Origin of the sequence: Candidatus Amarolinea aalborgensis (assembly GCF_900491745.1) — a bacterium.
Lineage (GTDB): Bacteria > Chloroflexota > Anaerolineae > SSC4 > Amarolineaceae > Amarolinea > Amarolinea aalborgensis.
Window position 1 is genome coordinate 105,814 of record NZ_UETR01000012.1, and the last position, 24,440, is coordinate 130,253.

The following is a 24,440-nucleotide window of genomic DNA, read 5'->3' on the forward strand; positions in this document are numbered from 1 at the left end:
CCTCCCTCGTTTCTTCATGCGTCTGACGCCTGCGCCGCGGCAGGCGCCAGACAGACGGTTCAGGCCCACTGCGCCGCCCATGGGACGGTCTCAACGGCGAACTTCGGCGAGCTCAGTCGAGCCGCGGCGTCGCCTTCTCGCAGGGCGCGAATGACCTTGAGGTCAGTCACGGGAAAAGCGTAGCGGTCCAACTCATCCGGCCGCGCCCAGACCCAATCAGCCACCCCCAAGGCCTGCGGCTCGCCGTGCAGCACACGGCAGTGGAACGCATGCAGTGTGATGCGTAGATGGGTGTAGGTATGCTCAACGGCCGTCAGTTTCGCGCCCACCTCAATGGCAATGCCAAGCTCTTCCATGATCTCGCGCTGCAGGCATTCAGGCAGGCTTTCGCCGGGCTCCAGCTTGCCGCCTGGAAATTCCCAAAGGCCGCCAAGCATCCCGTGGGGCGGCCGCTGTGCAATAAGCAAGCGGCCGTCTTCACCCCAAATCAGCCCGCAGGTCACGTCAAAATAGGGCAATGCTTTGCGCGGCACGCGCACGGGCCGGGCATTCTGCACACCACGAGCCTGCGCCAGGCACATGCCCATTAGGGGGCACGTCAAACAGGTTGGATTCTGCGGCAGGCATACCGCAGCCCCCAGGTCCATCAGCGCCTCGTTCAAGGACCCCGCCTGGTCATCATACGCCAGGGCCGCTACCATTTCTTCGCTCAAATGCCAAAGGCGCGCCTCGGTGGCTGCCTGGCCCAAAGGCGTGTCCACATCGAAAACGCGGCTCAGCACGCGCTTCAGATTGCCTTCGAGGGCTGCGGCGCGCTGGCCAAAAGCCAGGCTCAGAATGGCGCCGGCGGTGTAGCGACCGATGCCGGGCAGCCCGGCCAGCGCGGCGCGGCTCGTGGGAAGTTGACCTCCATGCTGAGCGACGACAATCTGCGCGGCGCGGTGTAGGTTACGCGCACGCGCATAATAGCCCAAACCTTCCCAGCATTTTAGAACATCGTCTAGGGGAGCAGCGGCCAAGGCCGCCAATGTAGGGAAACGCGCGAGCCACCGTTCATAGTACGGAATTACGGTGTTTACCTGGGTCTGTTGCAGCATGATTTCGCTGATCCAAACCTGGTAGGGGTCGCGATGTCCAGCGCCAGATGGATTGCGCCAGGGCAGTGAGCGTCCCTGGTCGCGGCCCCACATCAACAGGCGCGCAGCGAGCGCAGTCGGCATGGGCCTTGCAAGCGCAGACTCATCGGGCAAGAAAGAAAGAGTATCAGCAGCGACAGCGAGGCTCTTTGTTTGGCCCATGCCGGCGCCCTAGCGGCCAACCGGATTCAGAACGAAAAGCTGGACGAACAGCCAGCCAATCAGGAAAAGAGCCACAATGAGCCACGATAACGTTATGTAGGACATCCGCCGTTTGGGCTGCGGCGGCTTCGGCCTCGGCAGCGGCGTCTGGCAGCGCCAGCACACCATTTTGTCATCCGGATTCCAGGTCTTGCAATTGACACATTCAGCCATGACTCATTACCTCGTAGACCAGGACGTGTGAGAATTTGATGATGTCGCAGGTCTACCGTTAGAATAAACGACAAGCGCACAAGATGCAAATAAGGCGCCGCAGCGACGCACATCGGCGCAGAAAAAAGACCGGGCTGGAAGTCCAAACCCGGTCTCACGGAATGGCGATCTACTTATTATCAGGCGCACACACGCGGGCGACTCTTCACACGATTTCAGGCGCCAAAGCCCACTGCTCCGGCGAACGCCACAGGGCAGAGAGGATCAGCTCACGGATGAAGATGAGTTCCTTGGGTAGGCGGTCGTACAGCTTGATAAACAGCTCATCGTGCTCCAGCATTTCCTGCTTCCACTGCTCACGATCTACGCTCATCAGTTCCAGGAACTGTTCACGCGAGAAGCCATCCAGCCCGTGCCAGTCCAAATCTTCGTAGCGCGGCATCCAGCCCAGCGGACTTTCCACGCTGACAGCACGGCCGTTGGCGCGTTCGACGATCCACTTGAGGATGCGCATGTTCTCGCCAAAGCCAGGCCACAGGAACTTGCCGTTCTTGTCGGTGCGGAACCAGTTCACGCCGAAGATGCGCGGCGGATTGGGAATCGTGCGGCCGAACTGCAGCCAGTGATTGAAGTAATCGCCCATGTGGTAGCCGCAGAAGGGCAGCATCGCAAACGGATCACGTCGCACCTGGCCCACTTGTCCAACGGCAGCAGCCGTGGTTTCTGATCCCATCGTAGCCGCCATGTAGACGCCATAGTTCCAGTTGAATGCCTGCATGACCAACGGAACCACGTTGCTGCGGCGACCGCCAAAGATAAAGGCCTTGATCGGCACGCCCTCGGGATTTTCCCAGTCCGCATCAATCACCGGATTCTGATAGGCCGGCGCCGTGAAGCGCGCATTGGGATGGGAGGACTTGCGACCCGAATCGGGCGTCCAGGGCTTGCCTTGCCAGTCAATCAATTCCGGCGGCGGCGCCTTGGTCATACCTTCCCACCACACGTCATTATCCGGCGTACGCGCCACGTTGGTGAAGATGGTGTTGGCCGTGATGCTGGCCATGGCGTTGGGATTGGTCTTGTCCGATGTGCCGGGCGCGACGCCGAAGTAGCCGGCCTCTGGATTGATGGCGTACAGCTGACCATCCGGGCCAGGTTTGATCCAGGCAATGTCATCGCCTACCGTGGTGATCTTCCAGCCGTCGAAAGCCTTGGGCGGGATGAGCATGGCAAAGTTGGTCTTGCCACATGCGCTGGGGAAGGCCGCGGCGACGTAGGTTTTCTCGCCATTGGGCGCTTCGACGCCCAAAATCAGCATGTGCTCGGCCAGCCAGCCCTCGTCACGCGCCATCGTAGAGGCGATGCGCAGCGCCAGGCACTTCTTGCCCAACAAGGCGTTGCCGCCGTAGCCGCTGCCAAACGACCAGATCGCGCGTTCTTCAGGAAAGTGAACAATGTACTTTTGGTCCTTGTTGCACGGCCAGGACACGTCCTGCTGGCCAGGAGCCAACGGCGCGCCCACCGAATGCATACACGGCACGAATTCGCCATCGGCGCCCAGCACATCCCACACCTTGGCGCCCATGCGCGTCATGATACGCATATTGGCCACGACATACGGTGAATCGCTTAGCTCAACGCCGATGTGCGCAATGTAGGAGCCGAGCGGGCCCATGCTGAAGGGGATAACGTACATGGTGCGGCCGCGCATACAACCATCGAAGAGCTGGTTCAGGCGGGCCTTCATTTCCTTCGGGTCAAGCCAATTGTTGGTGGGGCCAGCATCTTGTTTTCTGACGCTGCAAATGAAAGTGCGATCTTCCACCCGCGCAACATCGCTGGGGTCAGAGAGCGCCAAGAAGCTGTTCGGACGCTTCTCTTCATTCAATCGGATGAATGTGCCAGACTTAACGAGGCGTGAGCACATCTCGTCGTACTCAGCCTGGGAGCCATCACACCAGTAGACGGCATCGGGCTTGCACAGGGCCGCCATTTCTTCGACCCAGGTGCGAATTCTCTCGTGTTTCAGATTCGATGGGTAGTTGAGCATAATCCCTCTATTCTGGATATCCCTATCTTCTCGCGTGCAGCGCCGGAGTGCATCTTGATTCTTGTATCCAGCGCGTGGCTGATCGTGAACACGCCGGTATTTTACTCGATCATCCCACAGCTAGGTATGATGTGCATCATTACCGGCATCGCCTGCTTGGGGCGTTTCCAGCGCGGCGCTGGCCGGGGACGATGATTTCTCAGTAGAACCATCAGCCCATTTGCGCGCGCCCGACGTCTATGCGGCTTTCCGCACGCGCAAGGTCAACCGACCCTACGCCTACTTGGGGTGCTTCTTGAGAAAGCCGAGCAAGATGCTGTTGAACTCGGCCGGGCGTTCCCAGAAGCTGGTGTGCCCAGCGTCGCGAAGGACATGCAGCTCGGCGCCCTGAATCGCATCCGCGATGAGCTGGCCGTAGTCGCGGGGCTTGAGCATGTCCTTCTCTCCCACCACAATACAGGTAGGCGCCTTGATCTCCGGCAGACGCTCGGTCAGGTTGAGATCGAGAAAACAAGTCAACAGACGGGCCACAGCTGGGAAATCGAGGCGTTGGTAGCGCTCATGCGCCAGCGCCAGCGCAGCCGCGTTGGCGCGTATCCAGGCCGAGGAAAAATTGTAGGGCGTGGTGACATTGAAGAACAGATCAGGATCACGCCTGGTTGCCGCGTCGCGCCAGGCGGCAATAATGGTCGCCAACGCGCTGTCCACGTGGCTCACCACGTTTGCCGCAAACAGGCTGAGGGTGCGCGCCGGATAGCGCAGCGCGAAGGTCAGGCTGATTTCGCCGCCATACGAAATGCCAGCGACATGGGCGCGCTGAATGCGCAGCCGATCGAGCAGGGCGGCCAGGTCATCGGCGTGCTGCTCAAAGGTGTAAGGCCCCGGCGGGTGGGCCGATTGTCCCTGCCCGCGGCAGTCGTAGAGCAGGACGCGGAAGTGTGGCTTGAGCACCGGCGTCTGGTTGAACCAACTCGCGGTGCTGGCCAGGATTCCATTGCTGAGGACGACAACCGGAGCATTGTCCGCTCCGTGCAGCTCATAGTAGAAATCAATTCCGTTAACGTTCAAGGTCGGCATGCGGCAGTAGTTTATCCTCTTCGATAAAACGAACGACAGAATCGGCAAAGGCGTCAGGTTGCTCGATCATGGGACAGTGGCCGCAGCCGCGGAAGACTTCCAGATTGGCCGCGCCAGCGATGCCCAGGAAGGTGAAGCGAGTCGCTTCGCTATCTACCATCATATCCTGTTCGCCCCGAATTAGCAAGGTTGGGAGGTGAATGTGGGGAAGCTGAGCCATGATATTCCAATGGGCCAGGGCGCGCGCCGGGCCGGTAAACGCGGCCGCGGGCATGGCCTGCGCATCATCTACCAGGCGTTGGAAAAAATCATCCGGCGCATGCGCGGGCATCAGGCTGGCCAGCGCGCGCGTCAACAAGCCCCGATCCGTGCGCATCTGCGTCAGGTATGGAAAGGCCTCCTCCGGCGTCACGACGCCCATGGCGGGCGCCGTGTCCACCAGGATCAGCGAATGCGGCTGCAGCAGCCCGCTGACGATGCCCTCCAGGGCAACGGCGCCGCCGAAGGCATGGGCCACCAGGTGATAGTCGGTCAGCCCCAGGGCGGCGACGAACTGCGCCAGGTCGGCTGCCAGGCGCGGGATAGCGTAAAACGCTTCGTCATCATCCCTACCTGGCCGGCGCGAGCGCGCGCTGCCGCGCTGGTCAACCGCAATCAGGCGCCACGCGGCCGGCAAATGCCGCCGCACCGGCTGCCACCAGCGGCTGCTCGCCAGGCTGCCATGCACGAACAGCAAGGTCTCGCTGGCATCCGCCGGCCCCTGGTCATCGTAGTGCAGCTCAATGTCGTGCAGAGTGATCATCGTCATCAGGCAAGCGCCTCGTCCTTATCCGTCGTTTTGGTCTCCGCTACTTCATACGCCCAGGCAGGATGGTGATAGTAATGGTCAACCGGAAGCTCAACGGTGGTATTGTCTTTCGCTGGCAGATGATCTACAGGATCCGGTGCATCTACTCCGCCTTTGATCTCCGTCAAAATGGCGGACACTTCGTCGGTTGATTGAATGTGTCGCGCTAAGACCGCCGCCGTTGTGTCCAATACTCGCTCAGCAAAAAAGCGGCTCAGGTCTTGGCGTAGCCCACAGCCAATATAGAACTTGAGCAAGGCTTGTACAGACATATCCCGCCGCCTGGCAACGTACTTGAGCGATTGCAGAGTGTCTTGCGGAATCTCAATGGCGACAGGCTCCGTCGGCCGTTTTCGTAGAAGTAGTTGATTTTTCGTATCACGCTTCTTCATACAGTTTCCTTTCAGCTCGTGTAGCCAATCGCGCAGAAATAAGGCGAATCCGTTTTCCACGTATCAAGTGAACTACCAACAGCATCCGTTGGGACAAGGAGTAGCCAATGATGAAATTGCGTTGTTCTTCCTGGGTCGAGGCGTCCCCTTCCTGGTAAAACGGATCTAAAAAACCTCGCATCCTTCCTCAAAACCAATCCCGTGTTTAGCCTTATTGCTACGAGCTTTGTCGCCATCCCACTCAAACTCAATTCCTTGAAGTCTGTACACAACGTTCACGGGGGTTACTCCAGAGGAATCACGGGATCAGGTTTCTGGCTATCGCCGAACAGTACAGACAGTAATAGCTCGGTTTCCTGCAGATCGTCGAACACCCAATCGGCGCCGGCGGCGCGCAGTACGCCCACACTGAATGGCCCCGTAGCGACGGCGATCGTAGCCGCGCCCACCGCCTGGCCGCAAGCGATGTCGGCGGGCGTGTCGCCAATCACCACCACCTCTCGCCCCACAAAGGTGTGACCGGTGAGCGCGGCCGCGCGTTCCACGGCCAGTCGGGGAAGCTGATTGCGGTCGCCGCTGTCCGAGCCGTAGCCGCCCACACGGAACTGCGCCGGGTTGATGCCCGCACCGCGCAGCTTGACCGGCGCGGTGCTCTCCAGGTTGCCCGTGACCAGTCCCAACAGGGCCTGGTTGCGCGCCACGGCCGGTTGCAGCGCGGCCAGCAGTTCCCGCGCGCCTGGGCAGGGACCAATGCCGACCTCAGCAATCGTCAGTTCCAGGCAGGTCGGCGCCACACGGCAAAATTCAGGCCATCCAGCCACGATGTCTGCCTCGCTGAGGCCGGTGGGGGTCAGCGCCTCACGCACCGCGCGCCAATCGGTGCTCCCGGCCAGGGGAATGACCTCGATGGCGCCGCGTGCCCCATAGACGGCTTGCAGCGCGCGCGCCAGCGCCAGCCGCCCCGCGCCATGTGAATTTACCAGCGTGCTATCCACATCGAACAAAAGAAGGTTAGGCCGCATATTGTCCTGCGCCGCGCGTCGGAATCTTGCCGTGAATTTCCTGAATTTTCTGGAGCTGCCTTCTTGTCATTCGCGCCCTTCTAGCAAGTTGATGTTTGCTGAATCTCTGCGTCAGGCCGGCTCTGGTCGCGCCTTGAGTTCATGCTTCAAGATTTTGCCCGCGGCGGACAGCGGCATGGCATCCAGGATCACCACACGCTGCGGCGCTTTGAAGCGTGCCAGGTTGGCCTGCAGAAACGCAAGCAATTCCTCCGGCGTCACGGCTGCGCCTGGCTTCAGAGTCACAAACGCCCGCCCCACTTCGCCCCAACGCGCATCCGGCACACCGATCACCGCGCTCATGGCAACCGCAGGATGGCGGTAAAGCAGCGCTTCAATCTCGGCCGGGTAAACGTTCTCACCGCCAGAGATGAACATGTCTTTCTTACGACCGACAATGAAAAAATACCATTCCGCATCGTAGCGCGCCAGGTCGCCGGTGTGAAACCAGCCTTCGTCATCCACGAGAGACGTATTGGCCGCAGCATCGAAATAGCCGGCCGCCGCGGACGGGCCTTTCAAGACCAGCTCACCCACTTGATCTGGGCCAAGCGGTTGGTTTTCGCTGTCTACAATGCGGGCGTCCACGTAAAAATTAGGACGGCCGATACTGCCAGCTTTGCGGATGGCATCTTCCGCAGCCAGGGCAAAGACGCCAGGGCCGAATTCGGTCATGCCAAACCCCTGCTTGAACCGAACGCGCTTCTCGGTGGTGTACTTTTCGACCAAGGGGACCGGCAGCGGCGCGCCGCCGCTGGTGCAGAAGCGCAGCGATCTCAGATCGGCCGTGGGCCAGGTGGGCGCCTGCGTCAACAGTTCGTACATGGTCGGCACGCCCAGAAAGACTGTCACCCGCTCCTGCTCAATCAGGCTGAGCACTTGCACCGGGTCGAACTGCCGGGCCAGAATAACCGCGCCGCCCAGGACAATCTGCGGTAGAGTATACACGAAAAGGCCGCCAGTATGAAACAAGGGAAAGACGTTGAGAAAGATGTCGTGGTGCTGCAGATCATGAATGACCGTGTTGAGTGTGTTCCAGGCAATTTGGCCGTGCGTAATGCGAGCGCCTCGTGCATGGCCGGTGGTGCCGCCCGTGAAGATCAGCGCCGCGGTGTCTTCCGCGTCCAGTTCCGGGCACGTGACAGGGGTCGTGGCGGCATGCGCCATAATGTCGGCATAGGCATGGCTGTCGCTCACGCCGCGGCCTTCGAGATGAACAAAGACGCGGGGCTTGTCCAGAGTGAGACTCTGCAGGGCGTCGCGCAGGATCGCTACGGTATCCTGGAACTCATCCGAATAGAACAAGATGCGCGGGCTGGTTTCCTGGACCACCACCAGCAGTTCACGCCAGTGGAGACGCCAGTTGAAGGGGGTATGGATTGCGCCTAGTTTGCCGCAGGCAAAGAAAAGATCAAGATGCTCCACGCCATCGCGGGCCAGGACGCCCACCCGATCCCCCTTGCCAACGCCAACCATCGTGCGCAGCCAGTTTGCCAGGCGATTGGCGCGTAGGTTCATGTCTGCATACGTCAACCGTAACGCTGGCGTCTTGCCAGCATCCACAACGGCCATCTGCGCGGGCGAGTAGATGGCCCGCCGGCCGAGGTAATCACCGATGACCATGGGCTATGACTCCCCTTCGGGAAACCCCAAAACAATATCCTGCTTTTGCGCGGCTTTACCTACTCGGTCAGCACGGTGACGTAGAGGTAGCCGTTGTTGGCAAAGAGCAAGAAAAGGCGCTGTGCACCCGCGGCGATGAGGCGCGGGTCTTCGGTGGGCACGGTGGAGAGGCGCACAGGAGCCTGGCGCAACGCGCCGGCCGCATCTAGCCGCGCCAGCCAGACGCCGGAGCCGCCCCAAATGACATCGCACTGACCGCTGCTGCTGCACGCCAGGTCTGGCACGGGCCAGGGCGAGACCTGCTCAGAAACGGTTGTCACGGCCTGCACTGCGCCGTTGGGCGCCAGGCGCGCCAGGCGCAGCGCCGTCGCTCCTGGATCGGGTGCGGGCGGCGGGTTCGGATAATCCTGCCATACGACCCACACCTGACCTGTGGCCGGGTTGAATGCCGCGCGCGGCTTCTCCTGCGCGCCAGGGGCCGCGTAGGTAACGGTGTTCGTCACGGACGCCGTCACACCGCTGCCGAGCACTTGGTGGTAAATGTCGAACGCCTCGTCCGCGCCAGTACCACTGCGATCATCGCTCCAAAATAAGTAATGCTGGCCGGCGTGATAGGCCATGGTCGCGTACTGCTGATAGCGCGGCGCGGGCGCATGCGGCGGCTGGCTATCCGTTGTCACCACGAAGTTCTCGCCTTCCAGGCGCAGGGTGCCGAAGAGATAGCCGAGCCATTGGCCGAATATCTCCTTGGCCGTTTCGGGCGGCCGCGGCGGGGTCATGCCCATGCGGTAGCGGTGATCGTGCCAGATAATGAGGTACTGATTGCTTTGTTCATCGTAGCTAATCACCGGCACCCACTGGCAATCTATGGCCGCGGCAATGACCAGCGGCGAGTCAATGAGCGCCCCATCCGCGCTGATGCGCTGCGCCTTGATGTCGTAACAGGTGTCGAACCAGTTGGATGGGGTCGCCAACGGGCTAACCTCCTGCCAGGCCACCAGGTATTCCTGCTGCTGCGGATTGTACACCACAAACGGCCACTGCGCATCCTGCACCGTGCGGTTGATCTCGATGTCCGCCGCGCCCAACGCCGTGCCATCGGCGCGCACCAGGCGGCCATAGATGTCGCCGTTGTTTTCCAGCCCATAACCCAAAACCCACTGCCGGCCGGGATCGTTGCGCTTATCTTGCCAGACAACCAAGAAACGATCGTGCTGACCGTCGTAAGCCGCATGTGGTTGGAAACGCGCCCAGGTTGGCGTGCCAGGATTGATGGCCGCCGCGGTTGGCACAGGGCCCGGCGTCCACGTCGGCGTAATCGTCGGCGTTGGCGTCGCACTCGGCGTTGGCGTCGCACTCGGCGTTGGCGTCGCACTCGGCGTCGGCGTCGCACTCGGCGTCGGCGTTGCACTTGGCGTCGGCGTCGCACTTGGCGTCGGCGTCGCACTTGGCGTCGGCGTTGCACTCGGCGTCGGCGTTGCACTCGGCGTCGGCGTTGCACTCAGCGTTGGCGTCGCACTCGGCGTCGGCGTCGCACTTGGCGTTGGCGTCGAGGTGCGCGTGGACGAAGGCGTTGCGGTTGGCGTCCGGGTGCGCGTGGACGAAGGCGTTGCGGTTGGCGTCGGGGTGCGCGTGGACGATGCCGTTGCGGTTGGCGTAGGCGTGGGGGATGGGGTTCGCGTACGCGTGGGCGTGGGCGTGGGGCCGACGTCCGCGCCATAAATCAACGGGAGGAACCTGGTGTAAGTCGTCGCGGCGCTTTGGGGCGCCGTAATGACCAACAGCCCCAGGCAAAACACCGTCAGGAAGATATACCGCATACTTGAATCAATGCCTACTGACGTAGGGGAGAGGGGGACAGATGGCGTTCTAGAAAAAGCAGCTTGATTTTACCACAGATTCACCAGGGCATGGAATGCCGTTCAGCAGTTCCTCAAGCCTCTGCGGTTATGACGCCGGCGCCAGCCTCCGCGCCGCTCAGGTAGATTTGCGGCGTCAACCCGGTGCGGCGCGGATATTCGTCGCGGATGGCATCCACGACGGCTTGCACGTGCTCCGTGAGCGCCAGACTCACTGTGCAGCCGCCAAACCCGGCGCCGGTGAGGCGAGATCCCAGGCAGCCCGGCGCGGCGCGCGCGATCTCCACCAGGGTGTCGAGCGCAGGGTGGCTGACCGCGTAAAGGTCGCGCAGGCTGACGTGCGATTTGTCCATGTCGAGGCCAAATGCCGCCACGTCGCCGCGCTGCAACGCGGCGACGCTGTGCAGCACGCGCGCATTCTCTTCAACCACGTGACGGCAGCGCTGCGCGACCAGCGGCGGCAAATCCGCCGCCAGGCGCTCGAACTGCGCGGGGTCTACGTCGCGCAGGGCTGTCACGCCGAGGCGCTGCGCGCCTTCTTCACACTGGGCGCGGCGCTCGTTGTACGCGCTATCCACCAAACCGCGACGCACGCCGCTGTCCACAATGATAAACTGCACGCCGGTTGGCAGCGGCACCGCTTCGTAGGCCAGGCTGCGGCAGTCAATCAACAGGGCATGTCCAGCCTGCCCCAGAGACGAAATGTACTGATCCATGATGCCGCACTTGACGCCTACAAAGTCATTTTCGGCAGTCTGACTCAGAAGTGCAGCCTGCACCGGGTCCACTGCCAGGTTGCCCAAGGCGCGGAAAGCAGTCACCGTCGCCAGTTCGGTTGCAGCCGACGAAGAGAGACCGGAACCAAGCGGCACATTACCTTCGATGACGGCATCGAAGCCTGTCAGTGTAAACCCTGCGTTTTGCAAAGCCCACGCCACACCGCGCAGGTAGTTACTCCATGCGGTTATCTCCGTTTGCTGCAGATCGTCCAGGCTGAAGCGATCGGTCTGCTGAAAATTGAGCGAGAAAACGTGAACCTGCCGGTCGGCGCGCGGCGCCAGGGCCAGGCGCACATCGCGGTCAATCGCCATAGGCAGTACAAAACCTTCGTTATAATCGGTGTGCTCGCCGATCAAGTTGACCCGGCCAGGCGCGCGCACGAAAAACGAGGGCGCACCGCCAAACTGAGCGCGGAACGCCTGACGCAGCGCCTCAATGCGTGATGACATGAAAACACCTCCTGCAAATGCTCTCCGGCTGAAGATCGAGCCAACCGGTCGTGAGTTCGCACAGCTATTTTACGTCGGAGCCTACAGGCTGGCAAGTATGGATGAGTTTTTCTTTTCTCCACAATCGGGTATAATGCAGCCTATAGTCAATTTTTCTGCAATCGTTTATGATATGAGAGAGGAGTATCACGGCATGACACGTGTTTTTGTGACGGGAATGGGGGCGCTATCGGCCATTGGCAATGATGTGCCAACCTTCTGGCAGAACCTCCTGGCAGGCAAATCGGGCGCCGGCCCCATTACCGCTTTTGATGCCAGCGACCTGCCTGTGCGGATTGCCTGTGAAGTCAAGGACTTTGACCCCGGTCAGTTCATGGATCGCAAAACGGCCCGCCGCACCGCGCGGGCCATTCAATTGGCTGTGGCGGCAACCCGCCAGGCCTTGACCGACGCCAAGTTCGAAATTACCCCGGAGAATGGTGAACGCGTCGCGGTGTTGATGAACACGGGCGGCGGCGGCATCACCGAAATGGAGCCTGGCTCCATCGGCCTGGCGGAAAAGGGGCCGCGTTCCGTGGGGCCATTCCTCGTTCCCAATGTGATGTCCAACGCGGTGGCTTGCGTCGTCTCGATTGAACTCGGCGCACGAGGCCCGATCATGACATCCACCGCAGCTTGCGCCAGCGGCAACTACGCCCTGATTGAAGGCTACAACTTGATTCAGCGCGATGAGGCCGATGTCGTGATTGCGGGAGGCAGCGAGGCGGCCATGTCGCGGCTGACTATGTCGGCGTTTGCACGCATGGGACCGCTCTCGTCTCGCAACGATGATCCAGAGCATGCCTGTCGGCCGTTCGACAAGGAACGCGACGGATTCGTCTGTGGCGAAGGCGCCGGGGTCATGATCCTGGAGAGCGAAGCCCATGCCCAGGCGCGCGGCGCGCGGCTGATGGCCGAGGTGCGCGGCGGCCGCATCACCGGCGACGCGTATCATATCACCGCGCCCGAACCGAGCGGCGACGGGGCCGCGCGCGCCATTCGCAACGCGATCAAGGCCGCGGGGCTAAAGCCGGAGGACATTGACCTCATCTACGCGCACGGGACCGGCACCGCGCTCAACGATGCGGTGGAAACCACGGCCATCAAGAAAGCGCTCGGCGAACACGCCTACAGCACGGCCGTCACCGCCACCAAGTCTATGATTGGTCATACGTTGGGCGCGGCTGGCGCACTGTCGGCCATTGGCGCGATCCTCAGCCTGTCGGAGGGCGTGATTCCACCCACGATCAACTACAGCGTACCAGACCCTGAATGTGACCTGGACTATGTGCCCGGTGTGGCCCGCTACAAGACCGTTCATCACGCGCTGGTCAACGCCTTTGGCTTCGGCGGCCAAAACGTCGTTGCGGTCCTCAGTCGGGTGAACGGCGCCTGAGTCCCCCACCTTCAGTTCTGCTGCAAAAGGCGATGGCCCCCAATGCCATCGCCTTTCGCTTTCAGAGCGCTGCGCTAACCAGCCGCGCGCGGAGACAGCCATGAATCATTCGACGGGGACTGGAATGATGCCCGTACGTGCTTGTGCAGACCAGCCATGACCTTGCTGCCGCCCCAGGCTTTTCTTGACGCCTTGGCGCCTCTGTTGGGCGCAGAATGGGACGCGTTTGCAGCGACCTATGCGCAGCCTCCGGTCATGGGGCTGCGCGTGAATACCCTCAAGCTGCCGGCCTCTGCGTTGCGCCAGCGCCTTGCGCCGCTCAACCTGGAGCCGGTGCCGTGGTGCCAGTCTGGTTTCTACGTGAACGCCGACGCGGCCGCACGAGCGGGCTTGCGGTTGGGAAAATCTCCTCTACATGCGGCCGGCCTTTATTATCTGCAAGACCCCAGCGCCATGGCCGCGGCCGCAGCGCTGGCGCCGCAGCCTGGGGAGCGCGTCCTCGATCTGTGCGCGGCCCCCGGCGGCAAGTCCACGCACCTGGCCGCGCAGATGAAAAACCAGGGCTTGCTCGTCGCCAATGAGATGGTTTCCGGTCGCGCGGCCATTGTGGCCGAAAACCTGGAACGCTGGGGAGTGCGCCACGCAATCGTGACCAATGAAACGCCCAACCGCCTGGCGGCGCGCTGGCCGGGTGTGTTCGACTGTGTGTTGGTTGACGCGCCTTGTTCGGGCGAAGGCATGTTTCGGCGTCTGCTGGCCGACGGCGCGCGCGTCCAATGGAGCGCGGCGCAAGTCAGCGGCTGTGCGCTGCGTCAGAGTGATATCCTGCAGGCGGCGGCCGAGCTGCTGCGCCCCGGCGGCCGCCTGGTCTACAGCACCTGCACATTCAACCTGGAAGAAAATGAACGCGTCATTGCGCGTTTTCTGCAAGACCGGAGCGACTTTGAGTTGGCAGCCTTACCCGGCGCGCCCGGTTGGGCGCCAGGGCTTGGCCCGCTTGCCGGGCATCCGGGGATCGCGCGGCTGTGGCCGCAGCAGGCCGTGGGGGAAGGGCATTTCCTGGCGCATCTGCAGCGTCATCCTGCAGCGAGCTCCCGCGCACCCATGCCGCGGCCGCGCCGCGCCCTGCGCGTGGATCGGGCAGCGCAGCGAGCGTGGGACGCTTTTTGCGCAGCCAACCTGGTGATGAAGCCGTCAGGGGCGCTGCTACAAACCGGAACCTACCTGTACCAGGCGCCGGAGACCGCTCTGGACATGGAGGGTTTGCGCGTACTGCGGCCAGGTTGGTGGCTGGGCGACGTGCGCGGCGAGCGTCTGGAACCGAGTCATGCCCTGGCGTTGGGGCTGACGCATGCCGATTTCCAACGCACCTTGAACTTGCCGCCCGATGATCCAGCGGTGCTGGCTTACCTGCACGGGGAAACGCTGACCGCAGACGGCGCGGCCGGGTGGCTGGGGGTCTGTGTTGATTCGTTTCCGTTGGGTTGGGGCAAACGGGGCGGCGCGGTGGTGAAAAACCATTACCCCAAAGGGCTGCGGGTTCAAAGCGCTGTTCGTGATTGATCACGTGAATCGTGACAACTTTTTTCTATTCACCATGCCCGCCCGTGTTCCGAAGGGTTGGCTATGCGCTGCATTGGGAACGGCTGCCAGCCGGCAACCTGGCTTGACGGCAGGGCCGATTGGACTACAATGCAAGCGCTGCACCGCGCGTCGGGCAAAAGACTGAGCGAAATCGGGCAGCGAACCATGGATCCGCACAAGGCAAAGGAGTTAGCCACGACACTTTCTGACAACCTGGCCGGCGTGTTGCATAACGATATTTTACTGACGGTGATCTGCGCCTGGCTGGCGGCGCAAGTCATCAAGGCAGCGATCGAGTTCAGATTCAAGCGCCGCATTACGTGGCGTGTCCTCTTCGGCATGGGCGGCATGCCCAGTTCCCATTCTGCATCCGTTACGTCGCTGAGCACAGCCGTAGGGCTGCACGTCGGCTTTGACAGCGCCCTGTTTGCCGTGGCCGCCATCCTCGCGGCGATTGTCATGACCGACGCTGCGGGCGTGCGTCGTGCGGCCGGTCGTCATGCCAGCGTTCTCAACTGGCTCCTATCTGATTTTACCGATGAAGAACAAGCCGCTGAAAAGGACGCGGATGAAGAACAGGCCCCTGCCCCCGAAATGAACATTCCGCTGCCCTTGCAAGAACTGCTCGGTCATACGCCCGCGCAGGTCGTCGTGGGTGGACTGCTGGGGATTCTGACGGCGATCGTCTACTACGCCCTGGTGAAGTAGCATTTCACACGAGAAACCCGACTTCTGCGAGAAGCCGGGTTTGTTTTGGCGTCAGCGTGAACCGTACAACCGGGTGTAGTGTGCAAAATGGGTAGTAATCAGGCTCAAGTATGAGCGCGGCTCCGTGATGGAGATCGTTTCAAAGAAGAGATCGTCATCTGCGCCGCTGCGTTCACGCCAGATCTTGGCGTTGCCCGGCCCGGCGTTGTACCCGGCCAGCGCCGTAGCGGTGCTGCCGTTGGCGGCGCGCAGGCCGCGCATCGTGTAAAAAGCCCCGAACTTGACACTGATCCAGGGCCGGTAAAGATCGCTCTCATGAAAATCGGCGAATCCCAACTCGCCAGCAATCCAGCGGCCGGTGCTTGGAATGACCTGCATCAAACCGCGGGCCGCCGCCGAGCTTTCCGCGCCTGGCTCGAACAAGCTCTCTTGCCGAATCATGGCGTAAATTAGCATCGGATCGAGGCCAAAGCGCGCCGCCTCCTCAGTCACCACGTCCTCGAAATACGTGGGATAGGCCAGGCGCTGGATGAAAAGCGGGGCTGCGCTGACCAGTTTATTCGGCGCCAGGGCGATCACGCGCGCCGCGCTGATCACGCTCAGGCGATACGTGCCCAGTTCCTCGAACGCAACCGCCAGTTGATACACCAACAGCGGGTCATTCCAGTAACGCGCCCGCACCAGTTCTAGGGCCTCCAACGCCGGCCCACGCAGGCGGAGATCCAGGTAGGCCTGGCCGCGCTGCCAATCGCGATCGCTGCGGATGCGCTGATCCAGGCTGGTCAGGTCAGTCGCCGCACTGCCGGTCTTGATCCACGTGCGTAACCAACGTTCGGCAAAAGCCTGGCTGCCGTCGTCGCCCTGGCCTGCCCGCGTGGCTTCTCCGTTCAGCGGCGGTATCACAGTGAGCGGTAGCCCAGCTTGCAAGGCAAGGGCGCGTGCCCGCAGGCCAGCATAGCTCTCCGGCGCTTGGGCAATCAAGGTCTGCCAGGCGGCTGCGGCGTCGCCGCGTTTGCGCTGCGCCAACAGCCCTTTGCCCAGCCACAGGCGCATCATGGGCGCGTCGGATGCCGAGGGATACGCCTTGAGGCCACGCTGCCAAAGCGTCAACGCCGCGCTGATCTCATTGAGGCGATAGCGATTGATGCCCGCGCGCAGGAGGGCATTCGCCGCGGCCTGGTGCTTGGGGAAAGAATCAGCCAGCAGCGTTTGGTAGGACGCCGCGCTGCGGTAATCCTCGTTGCGCTCGAGCTGACGCGCCAGTTCAACAAGAACGGTGGGCGTCTGGGTATGATCGGGATAGCGCTGCACGAAGTCGCGCAAGGTGGCGATGGCCCCGGCGCGGTTATTCGCAAAGCGCTGCGTCTCGGCCTTGCCCAACCACGCGCTTGCCCAGGCTGGATCGTCCGGGTAGGAAGTAAGCAGGCGATCCCAGGTCTCCAGCGCGCGTGGATAGTCTTCCAAACCCTGGTACGAGCGCGCGATCAGCGCCAGGGCTTCGCCGCGCCGCTGACCGGGCTGACCGTCCAAAAAAGCGTTGAGGGCATTGATCGCTGGTGTGTAGGCGACGTTGTCGTAGTCTACCTGTCCACGGGTAAAGGGATCCACCGGCAGGTCATTGTCTACCAGGCGGATCAAAGCCTGATAGGCGTAACGGCTGCGTGGGGCCAGTGCGATAGCATCGCGCCAGTGCTTCTCGGCGGCGGCCTGCTGGCCCACGTTCCAGGCGGCGTCGCCAGCCAGCGCGTGTATTTCAGCCTGGTAAGGCGCATTTTGCGCGACCGTCAGAATCGCCTCATACTGCGCCAGCGCGCCCGCATGATCGGCGCGCGCCGTCGCATACGCGGCCCACTGTTCACGCGCGGCCAACGCCAGCACGCGACTAGGCGCGGCGCTCACTGCGGCCTGATACGCCGCCGCCGCGGCAGCCGGCTCCTGCAACCCGGCCGCCACTTCAGCCAGGCGCCTGTGCACATCGTACGCCAACCAGGGCGAACCACTCTGCAAATAGGTCTGATACGCGCTGCGCGCAGCTTCCCACTCCTGCAGCGCCTGGTGCGCCTGACCCAAGTGGAACTGCGCGGCGGCGCGGCGGGGGTTCGAGTCTGCGCGGCGCAGAAAATCCTCGAAGGTCGTAATGGCTTCGCTGTAGAGACCATCTGCCTGGTAACTTTCGCCCAGAGCAAAAGCCGCGTCCGCCGCCTGGGGATCTGCGGGCGCCCGCGCCAAAAAACTGGCGAAAGCCGCGCGGGCCGCGGCGTGATTGCCGTTGTGCTGCTGGCGCAGGCCCTCGCGCAGCAAGTCGGCCGGGGCAAGGGACGCTGGCGTATGCGTGGGCGTGGGCGTGGGGGTAGGCGTCAACGCCAGCGGCGCGGCCAATAGGGAGGATGGCATAAGCCAGGCGCTGAGTAGAACGATGACCGTGGCGCCAAAGCAGGACCAGCGCAGCAGCCGAGGGGGTAGGTGCGATTGAGTCTTCACGAATCTGTCTCCTAATACCTTCGGCATTATCCCTACAAACGTGCGAGCTGTCAATACCGCCGGCCCCAATGGCCGCCGCCGCATGCATTCGGGGCGCAAGAGCGTTCCGGCGCCAAGCCAGACCAGGCGAACGCCGGGCTACTCGCTCTCTCTAAACGAACGAACAGGCGCTTTTGTTTCGCGCGGCGGCAGGCATCGGCAGAACGGGCGACGGTGCGCGGCGGCCAGTCAAACGTTTGGCAAGAATATCTAACGCGAAGCTGCAAAGCCTCAAGGCCGCAGAGCGTTTTCTTAGCGTCTTTGCACCGCGGCGCGTTGGCATTAAAGCATTCGGTTTTAGCTTGCCTGAATTAGGATTTGAGGTTTGGGTTTTGGGATTTGAGGTTTGGGCTGTGGTATAATCTGGTCACGATTTGCTTGGTAGAAAGGCTGCGCATGTTTGAAGTGGTGTTCTTGGGTACGTCGGCATCTGCGCCGTCGGTTCAGCGAGGATTGTCGTCCGCGGTGGTCATGCACGGCGAATACCGATTTATGATTGATTGCGGCGAAGGAACGCAGCGACAGCTTCTGCGCAGCCGATTGGGGTTCAAACGCCTCGATCGCATTCTGATTACGCACGGCCATCTCGACCATATCCTGGGCCTGGGCGGGCTGGCGTCCACGCTGGGACGCTGGGAAACGCTCGAGCGGCTGGACATTTTTGGCGGCCGCTCTGCGCTCAAGCGCATCGAGGGACTTCTGCGCGTGGTTTTCGGCTCAGCCAGATTTCCGATGACCGTGTCGCTCAATCCGCTTGACCATGGTCCGGTGCTAGAGACACGCGATTTCGTGGTCAGCGCCTTCCCCATCAACCACCGTGGGCCAGACTGTTTCGGCTTCGTGTTTGAAGAGCGCGCGCGGCGGCCTTTCCTGGCCGAAAAAGCGGCCGCACTGGGCGTGCCGGCCGGCCCGGTGCGGCGACGCCTGGTTGACGGGCAGAGCATCACGCTGGATGACGGCCGCGTGATCCATGCGGATGACGTGCTCGGCCCCGTGGTCAACGGGGTCAAGCTGGTTTTCATCAACGATATCAGCGAAACGACTGGGCTGGAGAAGATCGCCGACCAGGCCGATGCCCTGGTGATTGAATCCACCTATTGCCGCGATGAGTTGGCGCTGGCGCGCGAGTTCGGTCACTTGACGGCGGCCGACGCGGCGCAGCTGGCCGCAGCTGCTAACGTCAAACAGCTCATCTTGACCCATCTCTCACGCCGGTATCACCCACAGCAGGTGCTTGACGAAGCACGCGCTATCTTCGCCGCCACCAGCGTAGCCAACGATCTCGATCATTTCAAGATTGTCAAGGGCAAACCGGTGGAACTTGTGCGCGCAGAAACATCATGACGTCTCTTTATCCACTCACATTTACACCTGTTCTCAAGCATTACCTGTGGGGCGGACGCAACCTGGAGCAGCTTGGGCGTCAACTCCCGCTCACTGGCCCTGTGGCCGAAAGCTGGGAGATCGCCGGACATGCCGACGGCACGACGGTTGTGGACAACGGGCCTTTCGCAGGCCAGCCACTGACTGCGGTGCAGGAGGTCTTGGGGTTGGACTTGATCGGCCGGCGCAATGCCTGGGCGCACGCGCGCGGTAAATTCCCACTCCTCGTCAAACTCCTCGACGCCCATGCCCCGCTCTCGGTCCAGGTGCACCCAGATGACGACTACGCACTGGCCCATGAAGACAACGAACTGGGCAAGACTGAGATGTGGGTGGTGCTGCACGCCGAACCAGACGCGCATATCATCCTGGGCGTCAAAGCCGGCGCCAATGCTACGAACTTCCGCGAGGCTTTGGCCGTGGGCAGCCTGGAGCCATTTCTGCATGTCGTACCGGTCAAAGCAGGCGATCATGTTTGCGTGCCGGCCGGCGCCTTGCACGCCATTATGGGTGGGTTGCTCATCGTCGAAATTCAGCAGAATTCCAACGCAACCTACCGCGTCTACGATTGGGGGCGCGTCGGCGCGGACGGTGAGCCGCGTCAACTGCATATAGACAAGGCGCTGGAGGTGATTGATTTTGGACACGCGGAGCCTGCCGTGGGTCAACCGCGCTGGCTGCTGGAGAGCGATGGCGTGCAGCGCTGGGAGCTGTGTCGCAACCACTACTTTGTGACTGAACGCGTCATCATGACGCCCGGCGCAGTCTTCCACGGCGCGTGCCTGGGCGAAACCCTGGAAATTTGGGGGGCGCTGACCGGAGAGGTAGATGTCAACGGCGTGCGGCTGCCAGCCGTGCGCTTCACCCTGCTGCCCGCGGCGCTTGGCTCATTCCATGTGCACGCCGCCGCGCCGGCCACCCTCCTGCGCACCTACGTGGCGTGAGGTCAAAGAAAAAGCCCAGTTTCTTTCGGAAACTGGGCTTGTCGTTGATCAGATCAGATCACAGTGGGCGGGGTATACTCGCCCCACTCTTGCCGCAACACACCGCAGATTTCGCCCAGCGTGGCGTAGGCGCGCACGGCGTCCAAAATGGGCGGCAGCAGGTTGCTCTCCGGGCCGCCCGGCGCCTGGGCCACTGTGCGCAACTGCGCCAGGGCCGCGCCCACCGCCGCGTTGTCTCGCTGCGAACGCAGTTGTTCCAGGCGTGAATGCTGTACGCGGTAGGTCTCCGGGTCAGGCCGGAAAATGCCGACGGGACGCTCCTCACCCGGCGCCTGGAACGCATTGACGCCTACGATCAGCTGGCGGCCGCTCTCGACGGCCTGTTGGTATTTCCACGCGCTGTCGGCGATCTCCTGCTGCATCCAGCCGCTTTCGATGGCCTGGATAGAGCCGCCCATCTCTTCGATTTTCTCGATCAGCGCGCGCGCCTCTGCTTCCAGGCGGTCGGTCAGCGACTCCACATAATACGAACCGGCCAATGGGTCAATCACTTCGGTCACGCCAATTTCGTGCGCGATGATTTGCTGCGTGCGGAGGGCGGTGGCCTGCGCCTCCTCGGTCGGCAGCGCCAGCGCCTCATCGTAGCAGCTCAGCGCCAGGCTCTGGATGCCGCCCAGAACGCTGGCCAGGGCCTGGAAACCGGCGCGGGCGATGTTGTTGAGCGGCTGCTGCGCAGTCAGCGTGGCGCCGCCGGTTTGGACGTGCGTGCGCAGCGCCATGCTGGTCGGCTTCTGCGCGCCGTAGCGGTCGCGCAGAATGGTGGCCCACAAACGGCGCAGGGCGCGGTACTTGGCTACTTCCTCGAAGAAGTTATTCTGTGTGTTGAAGATCCACGAGATGCGCGCGGCAAAGTCGTCAATGGGAACGCCTCGAGCCAGCACGGCATTGGCATACGAGATGGCGTTGGCAATCGCGAAGGCCATCTCTTGCGCGGCCGTGCTGCCAGCGTCGCGAATGTGATAGCCGCTGACGCTGATGGCGTTCCAGCGCGGGACTTGCCGCGCGCAGAAGGCGATGGTGTCAGCGGCCAGGCGCACACTGGGGCCAGGTGGAAAGATGTACGTGCCGCGCGCGACGTATTCTTTGAGGATGTCGTTCTGAATCGTGCCGGTGAGCTTGTTGGCTGGCACGCCGCGCTTTTCACCCGTGGCAATCACCATGGCTAACAGCACACTGGCCGGCGCGTTGATGGTCATACTGATGCTGACCTTCTCCAGCGGGATGCCGTCCAGCAGCGCCTCCATGTCGGCCAGGGAGTCAACCGCTACGCCAGCCTGACCCACTTCGCCAGAGGCCAGGGGGTCATCACTATCATAACCAATCTGCGTGGCGAGGTCGAACGCGACGCTGAGACCGGTCTGGCCCTGGCTGAGCAGGTATTTGAAGCGCTCGTTGGCTTCGGCGGCTGTGCCATAGCCGGCGTATTGACGCATGGTCCAGAAGCGGCTGCGGTACATGGTAGGCTGCACGCCGCGTGTAAACGGGAACTGACCGGGAAAACCGAGGCGCTCCAGATACCACGTCTGGTCAGCCAGCGGCGGCGGCTGTGGGCCGGCATCCAGCGGCGTGTGCAATCGTTGAAACGCCTGGGTTTCCGGCCGCTCAGGCGCGCGGCGGATTGAGTCAGCCAGATCGCCTGCTTCCCAGCGCTGCCATTCTTCGGCCAGTAAATTCTGATCAGCTTCCTGCATAGAGCACCCCTATTTTGTAGAACAAGTCATAGGGCATCGTAGACTTTGGAAGTCAGCCCTTGCTTCTCAACACCACCTGTGTTTGAGTACCTGATCACGCGACTGCCATCAATGGCTGCAATTCCACGTAGGCAAAAGGCTTTCGCTCCGTAGGCGACGCCTGGAAGTGAGAGAGTTTCAGGAACTGACTGACGGGCGTGGTGGTCATGGCGCGTACCACGATCTCGCGCCATTCTTCTGGAATCTGCTCCAGCTTATCTAAAGGATAGCTGCGCGGGCCATATTCAGTATGTTCTGTCAGAATCGAAAAATGAAGCAGCACCAAACCAACCACCCGTCGCGTCTGCCTGTTAAAGCGCAAAATGATGTGATCGGTCAACTCGATGCCAGTGGCAGGTTCGTTCTCAGCAAAGAAGATCTCTAGAATGTCAGCCTCTTGATCGTAGACTAGCCGCACGGATGTGCCATCGTTTGCCGTAATCTGAGTCCTGTAAAGGCTTAACTCATGCATGCGCTTACCTCTTGGAGTGGATATACTGAGCCCACCCTGTCAACACGAAGTTGTTAGGAACGTAATTGCCCTGCTCATTGAGGCGAGTTTTGAAAACGACCACAACCACCAAGTGATTGTTCTCTGGCAGCATCTCGTCAAACCGCTTGAAATACCGATACTCGTTGGGGACCAACGAGTCTTGCTGCCGACGCCCGGTGCGCAACGTATCAAGAAACTGGTTGAACAGCGGCTCTAATTCGGGCCGGGACTCCAGTATATGTCGCCAGCGCTCTTCAGTGAAGTAAACGGTATTCCCGAAGCGGTCTTGAACCGTCCATTTCATGGTTCACCAATTTCCTTCCCGTCTTGGTGCAACCTGAGAGGCCAGGGCGTCCACAAGGCGGCCCATCGTAGTGCCAGAGTGGTTATTTGTCAACTCGTGCAGGCGGAGAGCAGACAGCGCAGAGTAACAGATATATTCTGACAATCTATCTGTCTGCTCTCCGCAACAGTCAACTGTTCTTCTTATACGCGCGGTTCTGCACGATCCTGACGAAAGAGCGGCCGTGCAGCTCTTCCAGGGTGATACCCGTCGCGGTGGCTTCTTGTTCGGTGATGGCGCCGCAAGCGATGCCGCGCAAGAAGAAGTTGAGCAGCCCCTGCCCGGTTGCGGCATCGTCGAACATATTGCCGCTCAGCGTGGCCTGCGCGGCTGCATCCACAAAACGATTGAGGCGCTTGCTGGCATCCTCCAGGCTCTCCAGGAAGAAGGTGTAGACGGCGGCATAGCGCACCGGCAGCTGCGCCGGGTTCAAGTCCCAGCCCTGGTAGTAGGCATGGCGCAGCGAATGGCCGATATTATCGTAGTGCAGTTTCCACGCGGCATGCACAACGGCCAGGTTCTCGGCCTCCTGCTGCGGGGTGAGCGGCTTATCTTTCGTGGCGCGGTGCGGGCCAATCGGCATGACCGTGGTGGCGCCGTCGCTGACGCTGACCCCAGTGCCGGCCAGGCTGACCTGCAGCACGTGCCGGGCAAAATCGGCCGCCGGGTGCGTGTGCGTCTGGTAGTGCGCGGTGATATTGCACAGCGCCGTGTAGTCATAGGTGCCGTAAGCGCAGTAGCGCACACGTCCCTTACCGGCGCGCACCAACAGGTTGACCGTGTTTTCGCCCAGGTGGTTGATGATGGCCTGCGGCGTTTCGATCATCAGGTCCATGCCGATGACGCCCGGCGCGATGCCATTTTTGGCTTCCAGCAGATCGAGCAAGTCAGCCAGGGTGGACACCTGCTCAGGGATCGTCACTTTGGGCAAGGTGACGACGAAATTGGCCGGCGTCTTGCCGCCGCTCGCTGCGGCCAGGGACGTGAGGACCAGGTCCAACGTGCGCATGCCTCGCTTCGCGCTTTCCTGGGTGAACGGCTTGATGCGAATACCGATGAACGGCGGCAGCGTGCCCGCGGCCATGCCCGCGGCCAGTTCCTTGCCGACGCTCATGGCATGGGCGTCTTCTTCGTCGTCCGGCCGGTTGCCATAGCCATCTTCGAAATCGACGCGGTAATCTTCCACCGGTTCGGTCTGCATCTTCTCGCGCACACGCTTGAAAACGGTGTAGGCCATCCACGCTGGCTCGTGCGTGAAGCTGGCCGCCTGCGGGTCCTTCTCGATGATAGCGGCCAGGTGTTCGATATCGGCGCTGCTTTCGGGCAGCGTCGCGGCGCCCGGCAGCCCAAGCGCCTTGGCGAAGATCGCAAAGTCCGGCGCGTAGGCATCCAGGTTGCGCAGGCCGATGCCGCCCAGCTTGAATGCCGTATCGCTCTTGAAAAGATGAGCGCCGCCATATACCGTGTGCACGGGCTGACGCGTGGTCACGTCACCGGGGTAGTTATCGGCAAACTGTTGATTTGCTTGCGTGAGGCGCTCGACAATCGGCGCCATGTCCAATGACGAAAGAGAGAGATTGCTCATGTGAAA

20 protein-coding genes are annotated in these 24,440 nt (G+C 61.8%); 5 read left to right on the forward strand and 15 right to left on the reverse strand.

Going from position 1 to position 24,440, the window contains the following annotated elements; all coding sequences use genetic code 11:
• Window positions 1-59 precede the first annotated feature (59 nt).
• The 10 genes from mutY to galK form a co-directional block, all read right to left on the reverse strand.
• Window positions 60-1,220, reverse strand: a complete 1,161-nt coding sequence (gene mutY, locus ACPQ6D_RS15525) for an A/G-specific adenine glycosylase (RefSeq protein WP_423225253.1) — start codon at window positions 1,218-1,220, stop codon at window positions 60-62.
• A 496-nt stretch (window positions 1,221-1,716) separates the two neighbouring features.
• On the reverse strand, window positions 1,717-3,561 hold the full coding sequence (locus ACPQ6D_RS15530; RefSeq protein WP_423225254.1) for a phosphoenolpyruvate carboxykinase (GTP): 1,845 nt from the start codon (window positions 3,559-3,561) through the stop codon (window positions 1,717-1,719).
• A gap of 279 nt (window positions 3,562-3,840) precedes the next feature.
• Window positions 3,841-4,638 (reverse strand): alpha/beta fold hydrolase, encoded by a 798-nt coding sequence (locus tag ACPQ6D_RS15535; protein WP_423225255.1) that lies wholly within the window; start codon window positions 4,636-4,638, stop codon window positions 3,841-3,843.
• Window positions 4,619-5,446, reverse strand: coding sequence for an alpha/beta fold hydrolase (locus tag ACPQ6D_RS15540; protein ID WP_423225256.1), 828 nt, complete (start codon window positions 5,444-5,446; stop codon window positions 4,619-4,621). Before ACPQ6D_RS15540 ends, ACPQ6D_RS15535 begins: the two co-directional genes overlap by 20 nt.
• On the reverse strand, window positions 5,446-5,877 hold the full coding sequence (locus ACPQ6D_RS15545; protein WP_423225257.1) for a hypothetical protein: 432 nt from the start codon (window positions 5,875-5,877) through the stop codon (window positions 5,446-5,448). Before ACPQ6D_RS15545 ends, ACPQ6D_RS15540 begins: the two co-directional genes overlap by 1 nt.
• Window positions 5,864-6,058: a BrnT family toxin gene (locus ACPQ6D_RS15550; RefSeq protein ID WP_423225258.1), complete on the reverse strand. Its 195-nt coding sequence runs from the start codon at window positions 6,056-6,058 to the stop codon at window positions 5,864-5,866. Before ACPQ6D_RS15550 ends, ACPQ6D_RS15545 begins: the two co-directional genes overlap by 14 nt.
• A gap of 103 nt (window positions 6,059-6,161) precedes the next feature.
• Complete coding sequence (locus tag ACPQ6D_RS15555; protein WP_423225259.1) at window positions 6,162-6,899, reverse strand: HAD family hydrolase; 738 nt, start codon at window positions 6,897-6,899, stop codon at window positions 6,162-6,164.
• Between the two features lie 111 nt (window positions 6,900-7,010).
• Window positions 7,011-8,561: an AMP-binding protein gene (locus ACPQ6D_RS15560; protein WP_423225260.1), complete on the reverse strand. Its 1,551-nt coding sequence runs from the start codon at window positions 8,559-8,561 to the stop codon at window positions 7,011-7,013.
• 59 nt (window positions 8,562-8,620) lie between these two features.
• On the reverse strand, window positions 8,621-10,381 hold the full coding sequence (locus ACPQ6D_RS15565; protein WP_423225261.1) for a hypothetical protein: 1,761 nt from the start codon (window positions 10,379-10,381) through the stop codon (window positions 8,621-8,623).
• Window positions 10,382-10,494: 113 nt separating this feature from the next.
• Window positions 10,495-11,649, reverse strand: a complete 1,155-nt coding sequence (gene galK / locus ACPQ6D_RS15570) for a galactokinase (RefSeq protein WP_423225262.1) — start codon at window positions 11,647-11,649, stop codon at window positions 10,495-10,497.
• Window positions 11,650-11,842: 193 nt separating this feature from the next.
• On the opposite strand from galK, the gene fabF reads away from it, so the two are divergent.
• The 3 genes from fabF (at window position 11,843) to ACPQ6D_RS15585 (ending at window position 15,376) form a co-directional block, all read left to right on the forward strand.
• Window positions 11,843-13,084 (forward strand): beta-ketoacyl-ACP synthase II, encoded by a 1,242-nt coding sequence (gene fabF / locus ACPQ6D_RS15575; protein WP_423225263.1) that lies wholly within the window; start codon window positions 11,843-11,845, stop codon window positions 13,082-13,084.
• Window positions 13,085-13,240: 156 nt separating this feature from the next.
• Window positions 13,241-14,647: an RsmB/NOP family class I SAM-dependent RNA methyltransferase gene (locus ACPQ6D_RS15580; RefSeq protein WP_423225264.1), complete on the forward strand. Its 1,407-nt coding sequence runs from the start codon at window positions 13,241-13,243 to the stop codon at window positions 14,645-14,647.
• A 186-nt stretch (window positions 14,648-14,833) separates the two neighbouring features.
• A complete protein-coding gene (locus ACPQ6D_RS15585; RefSeq protein WP_423225265.1) occupies window positions 14,834-15,376 on the forward strand; it encodes a divergent PAP2 family protein in 543 nt (180 codons plus the stop codon).
• Between the two features lie 51 nt (window positions 15,377-15,427).
• Here the strand turns inward: ACPQ6D_RS15585 and ACPQ6D_RS15590 are convergent, their stop codons facing one another.
• Complete coding sequence (locus ACPQ6D_RS15590) at window positions 15,428-17,857, reverse strand: lytic transglycosylase domain-containing protein (protein ID WP_423225266.1); 2,430 nt, start codon at window positions 17,855-17,857, stop codon at window positions 15,428-15,430.
• A gap of 435 nt (window positions 17,858-18,292) precedes the next feature.
• On the opposite strand from ACPQ6D_RS15590, the gene ACPQ6D_RS15595 reads away from it, so the two are divergent.
• Window positions 18,293-19,240 carry a ribonuclease Z gene (locus ACPQ6D_RS15595; protein WP_423225267.1) on the forward strand — a complete coding sequence of 316 codons (948 nt, stop codon included), beginning with the start codon at window positions 18,293-18,295 and terminating at the stop codon, window positions 19,238-19,240.
• Window positions 19,237-20,223 carry a type I phosphomannose isomerase catalytic subunit gene (locus ACPQ6D_RS15600; RefSeq protein WP_423225268.1) on the forward strand — a complete coding sequence of 329 codons (987 nt, stop codon included), beginning with the start codon at window positions 19,237-19,239 and terminating at the stop codon, window positions 20,221-20,223. Before ACPQ6D_RS15595 ends, ACPQ6D_RS15600 begins: the two co-directional genes overlap by 4 nt.
• Before the next feature lie 53 nt (window positions 20,224-20,276).
• Here the strand turns inward: ACPQ6D_RS15600 and ACPQ6D_RS15605 are convergent, their stop codons facing one another.
• The 4 genes from ACPQ6D_RS15605 to ACPQ6D_RS15620 form a co-directional block, all read right to left on the reverse strand.
• On the reverse strand, window positions 20,277-21,974 hold the full coding sequence (locus ACPQ6D_RS15605; RefSeq protein ID WP_423225269.1) for an acyl-CoA mutase large subunit family protein: 1,698 nt from the start codon (window positions 21,972-21,974) through the stop codon (window positions 20,277-20,279).
• 94 nt (window positions 21,975-22,068) lie between these two features.
• Window positions 22,069-22,485: a DUF2283 domain-containing protein gene (locus tag ACPQ6D_RS15610; protein ID WP_423225270.1), complete on the reverse strand. Its 417-nt coding sequence runs from the start codon at window positions 22,483-22,485 to the stop codon at window positions 22,069-22,071.
• A 4-nt stretch (window positions 22,486-22,489) separates the two neighbouring features.
• Window positions 22,490-22,810 carry a hypothetical protein gene (locus tag ACPQ6D_RS15615; RefSeq protein WP_423225271.1) on the reverse strand — a complete coding sequence of 107 codons (321 nt, stop codon included), beginning with the start codon at window positions 22,808-22,810 and terminating at the stop codon, window positions 22,490-22,492.
• Window positions 22,811-22,979: 169 nt separating this feature from the next.
• Window positions 22,980-24,434 carry a DUF6986 family protein gene (locus ACPQ6D_RS15620; protein ID WP_423225272.1) on the reverse strand — a complete coding sequence of 485 codons (1,455 nt, stop codon included), beginning with the start codon at window positions 24,432-24,434 and terminating at the stop codon, window positions 22,980-22,982.
• Window positions 24,435-24,440 lie beyond the last annotated feature (6 nt).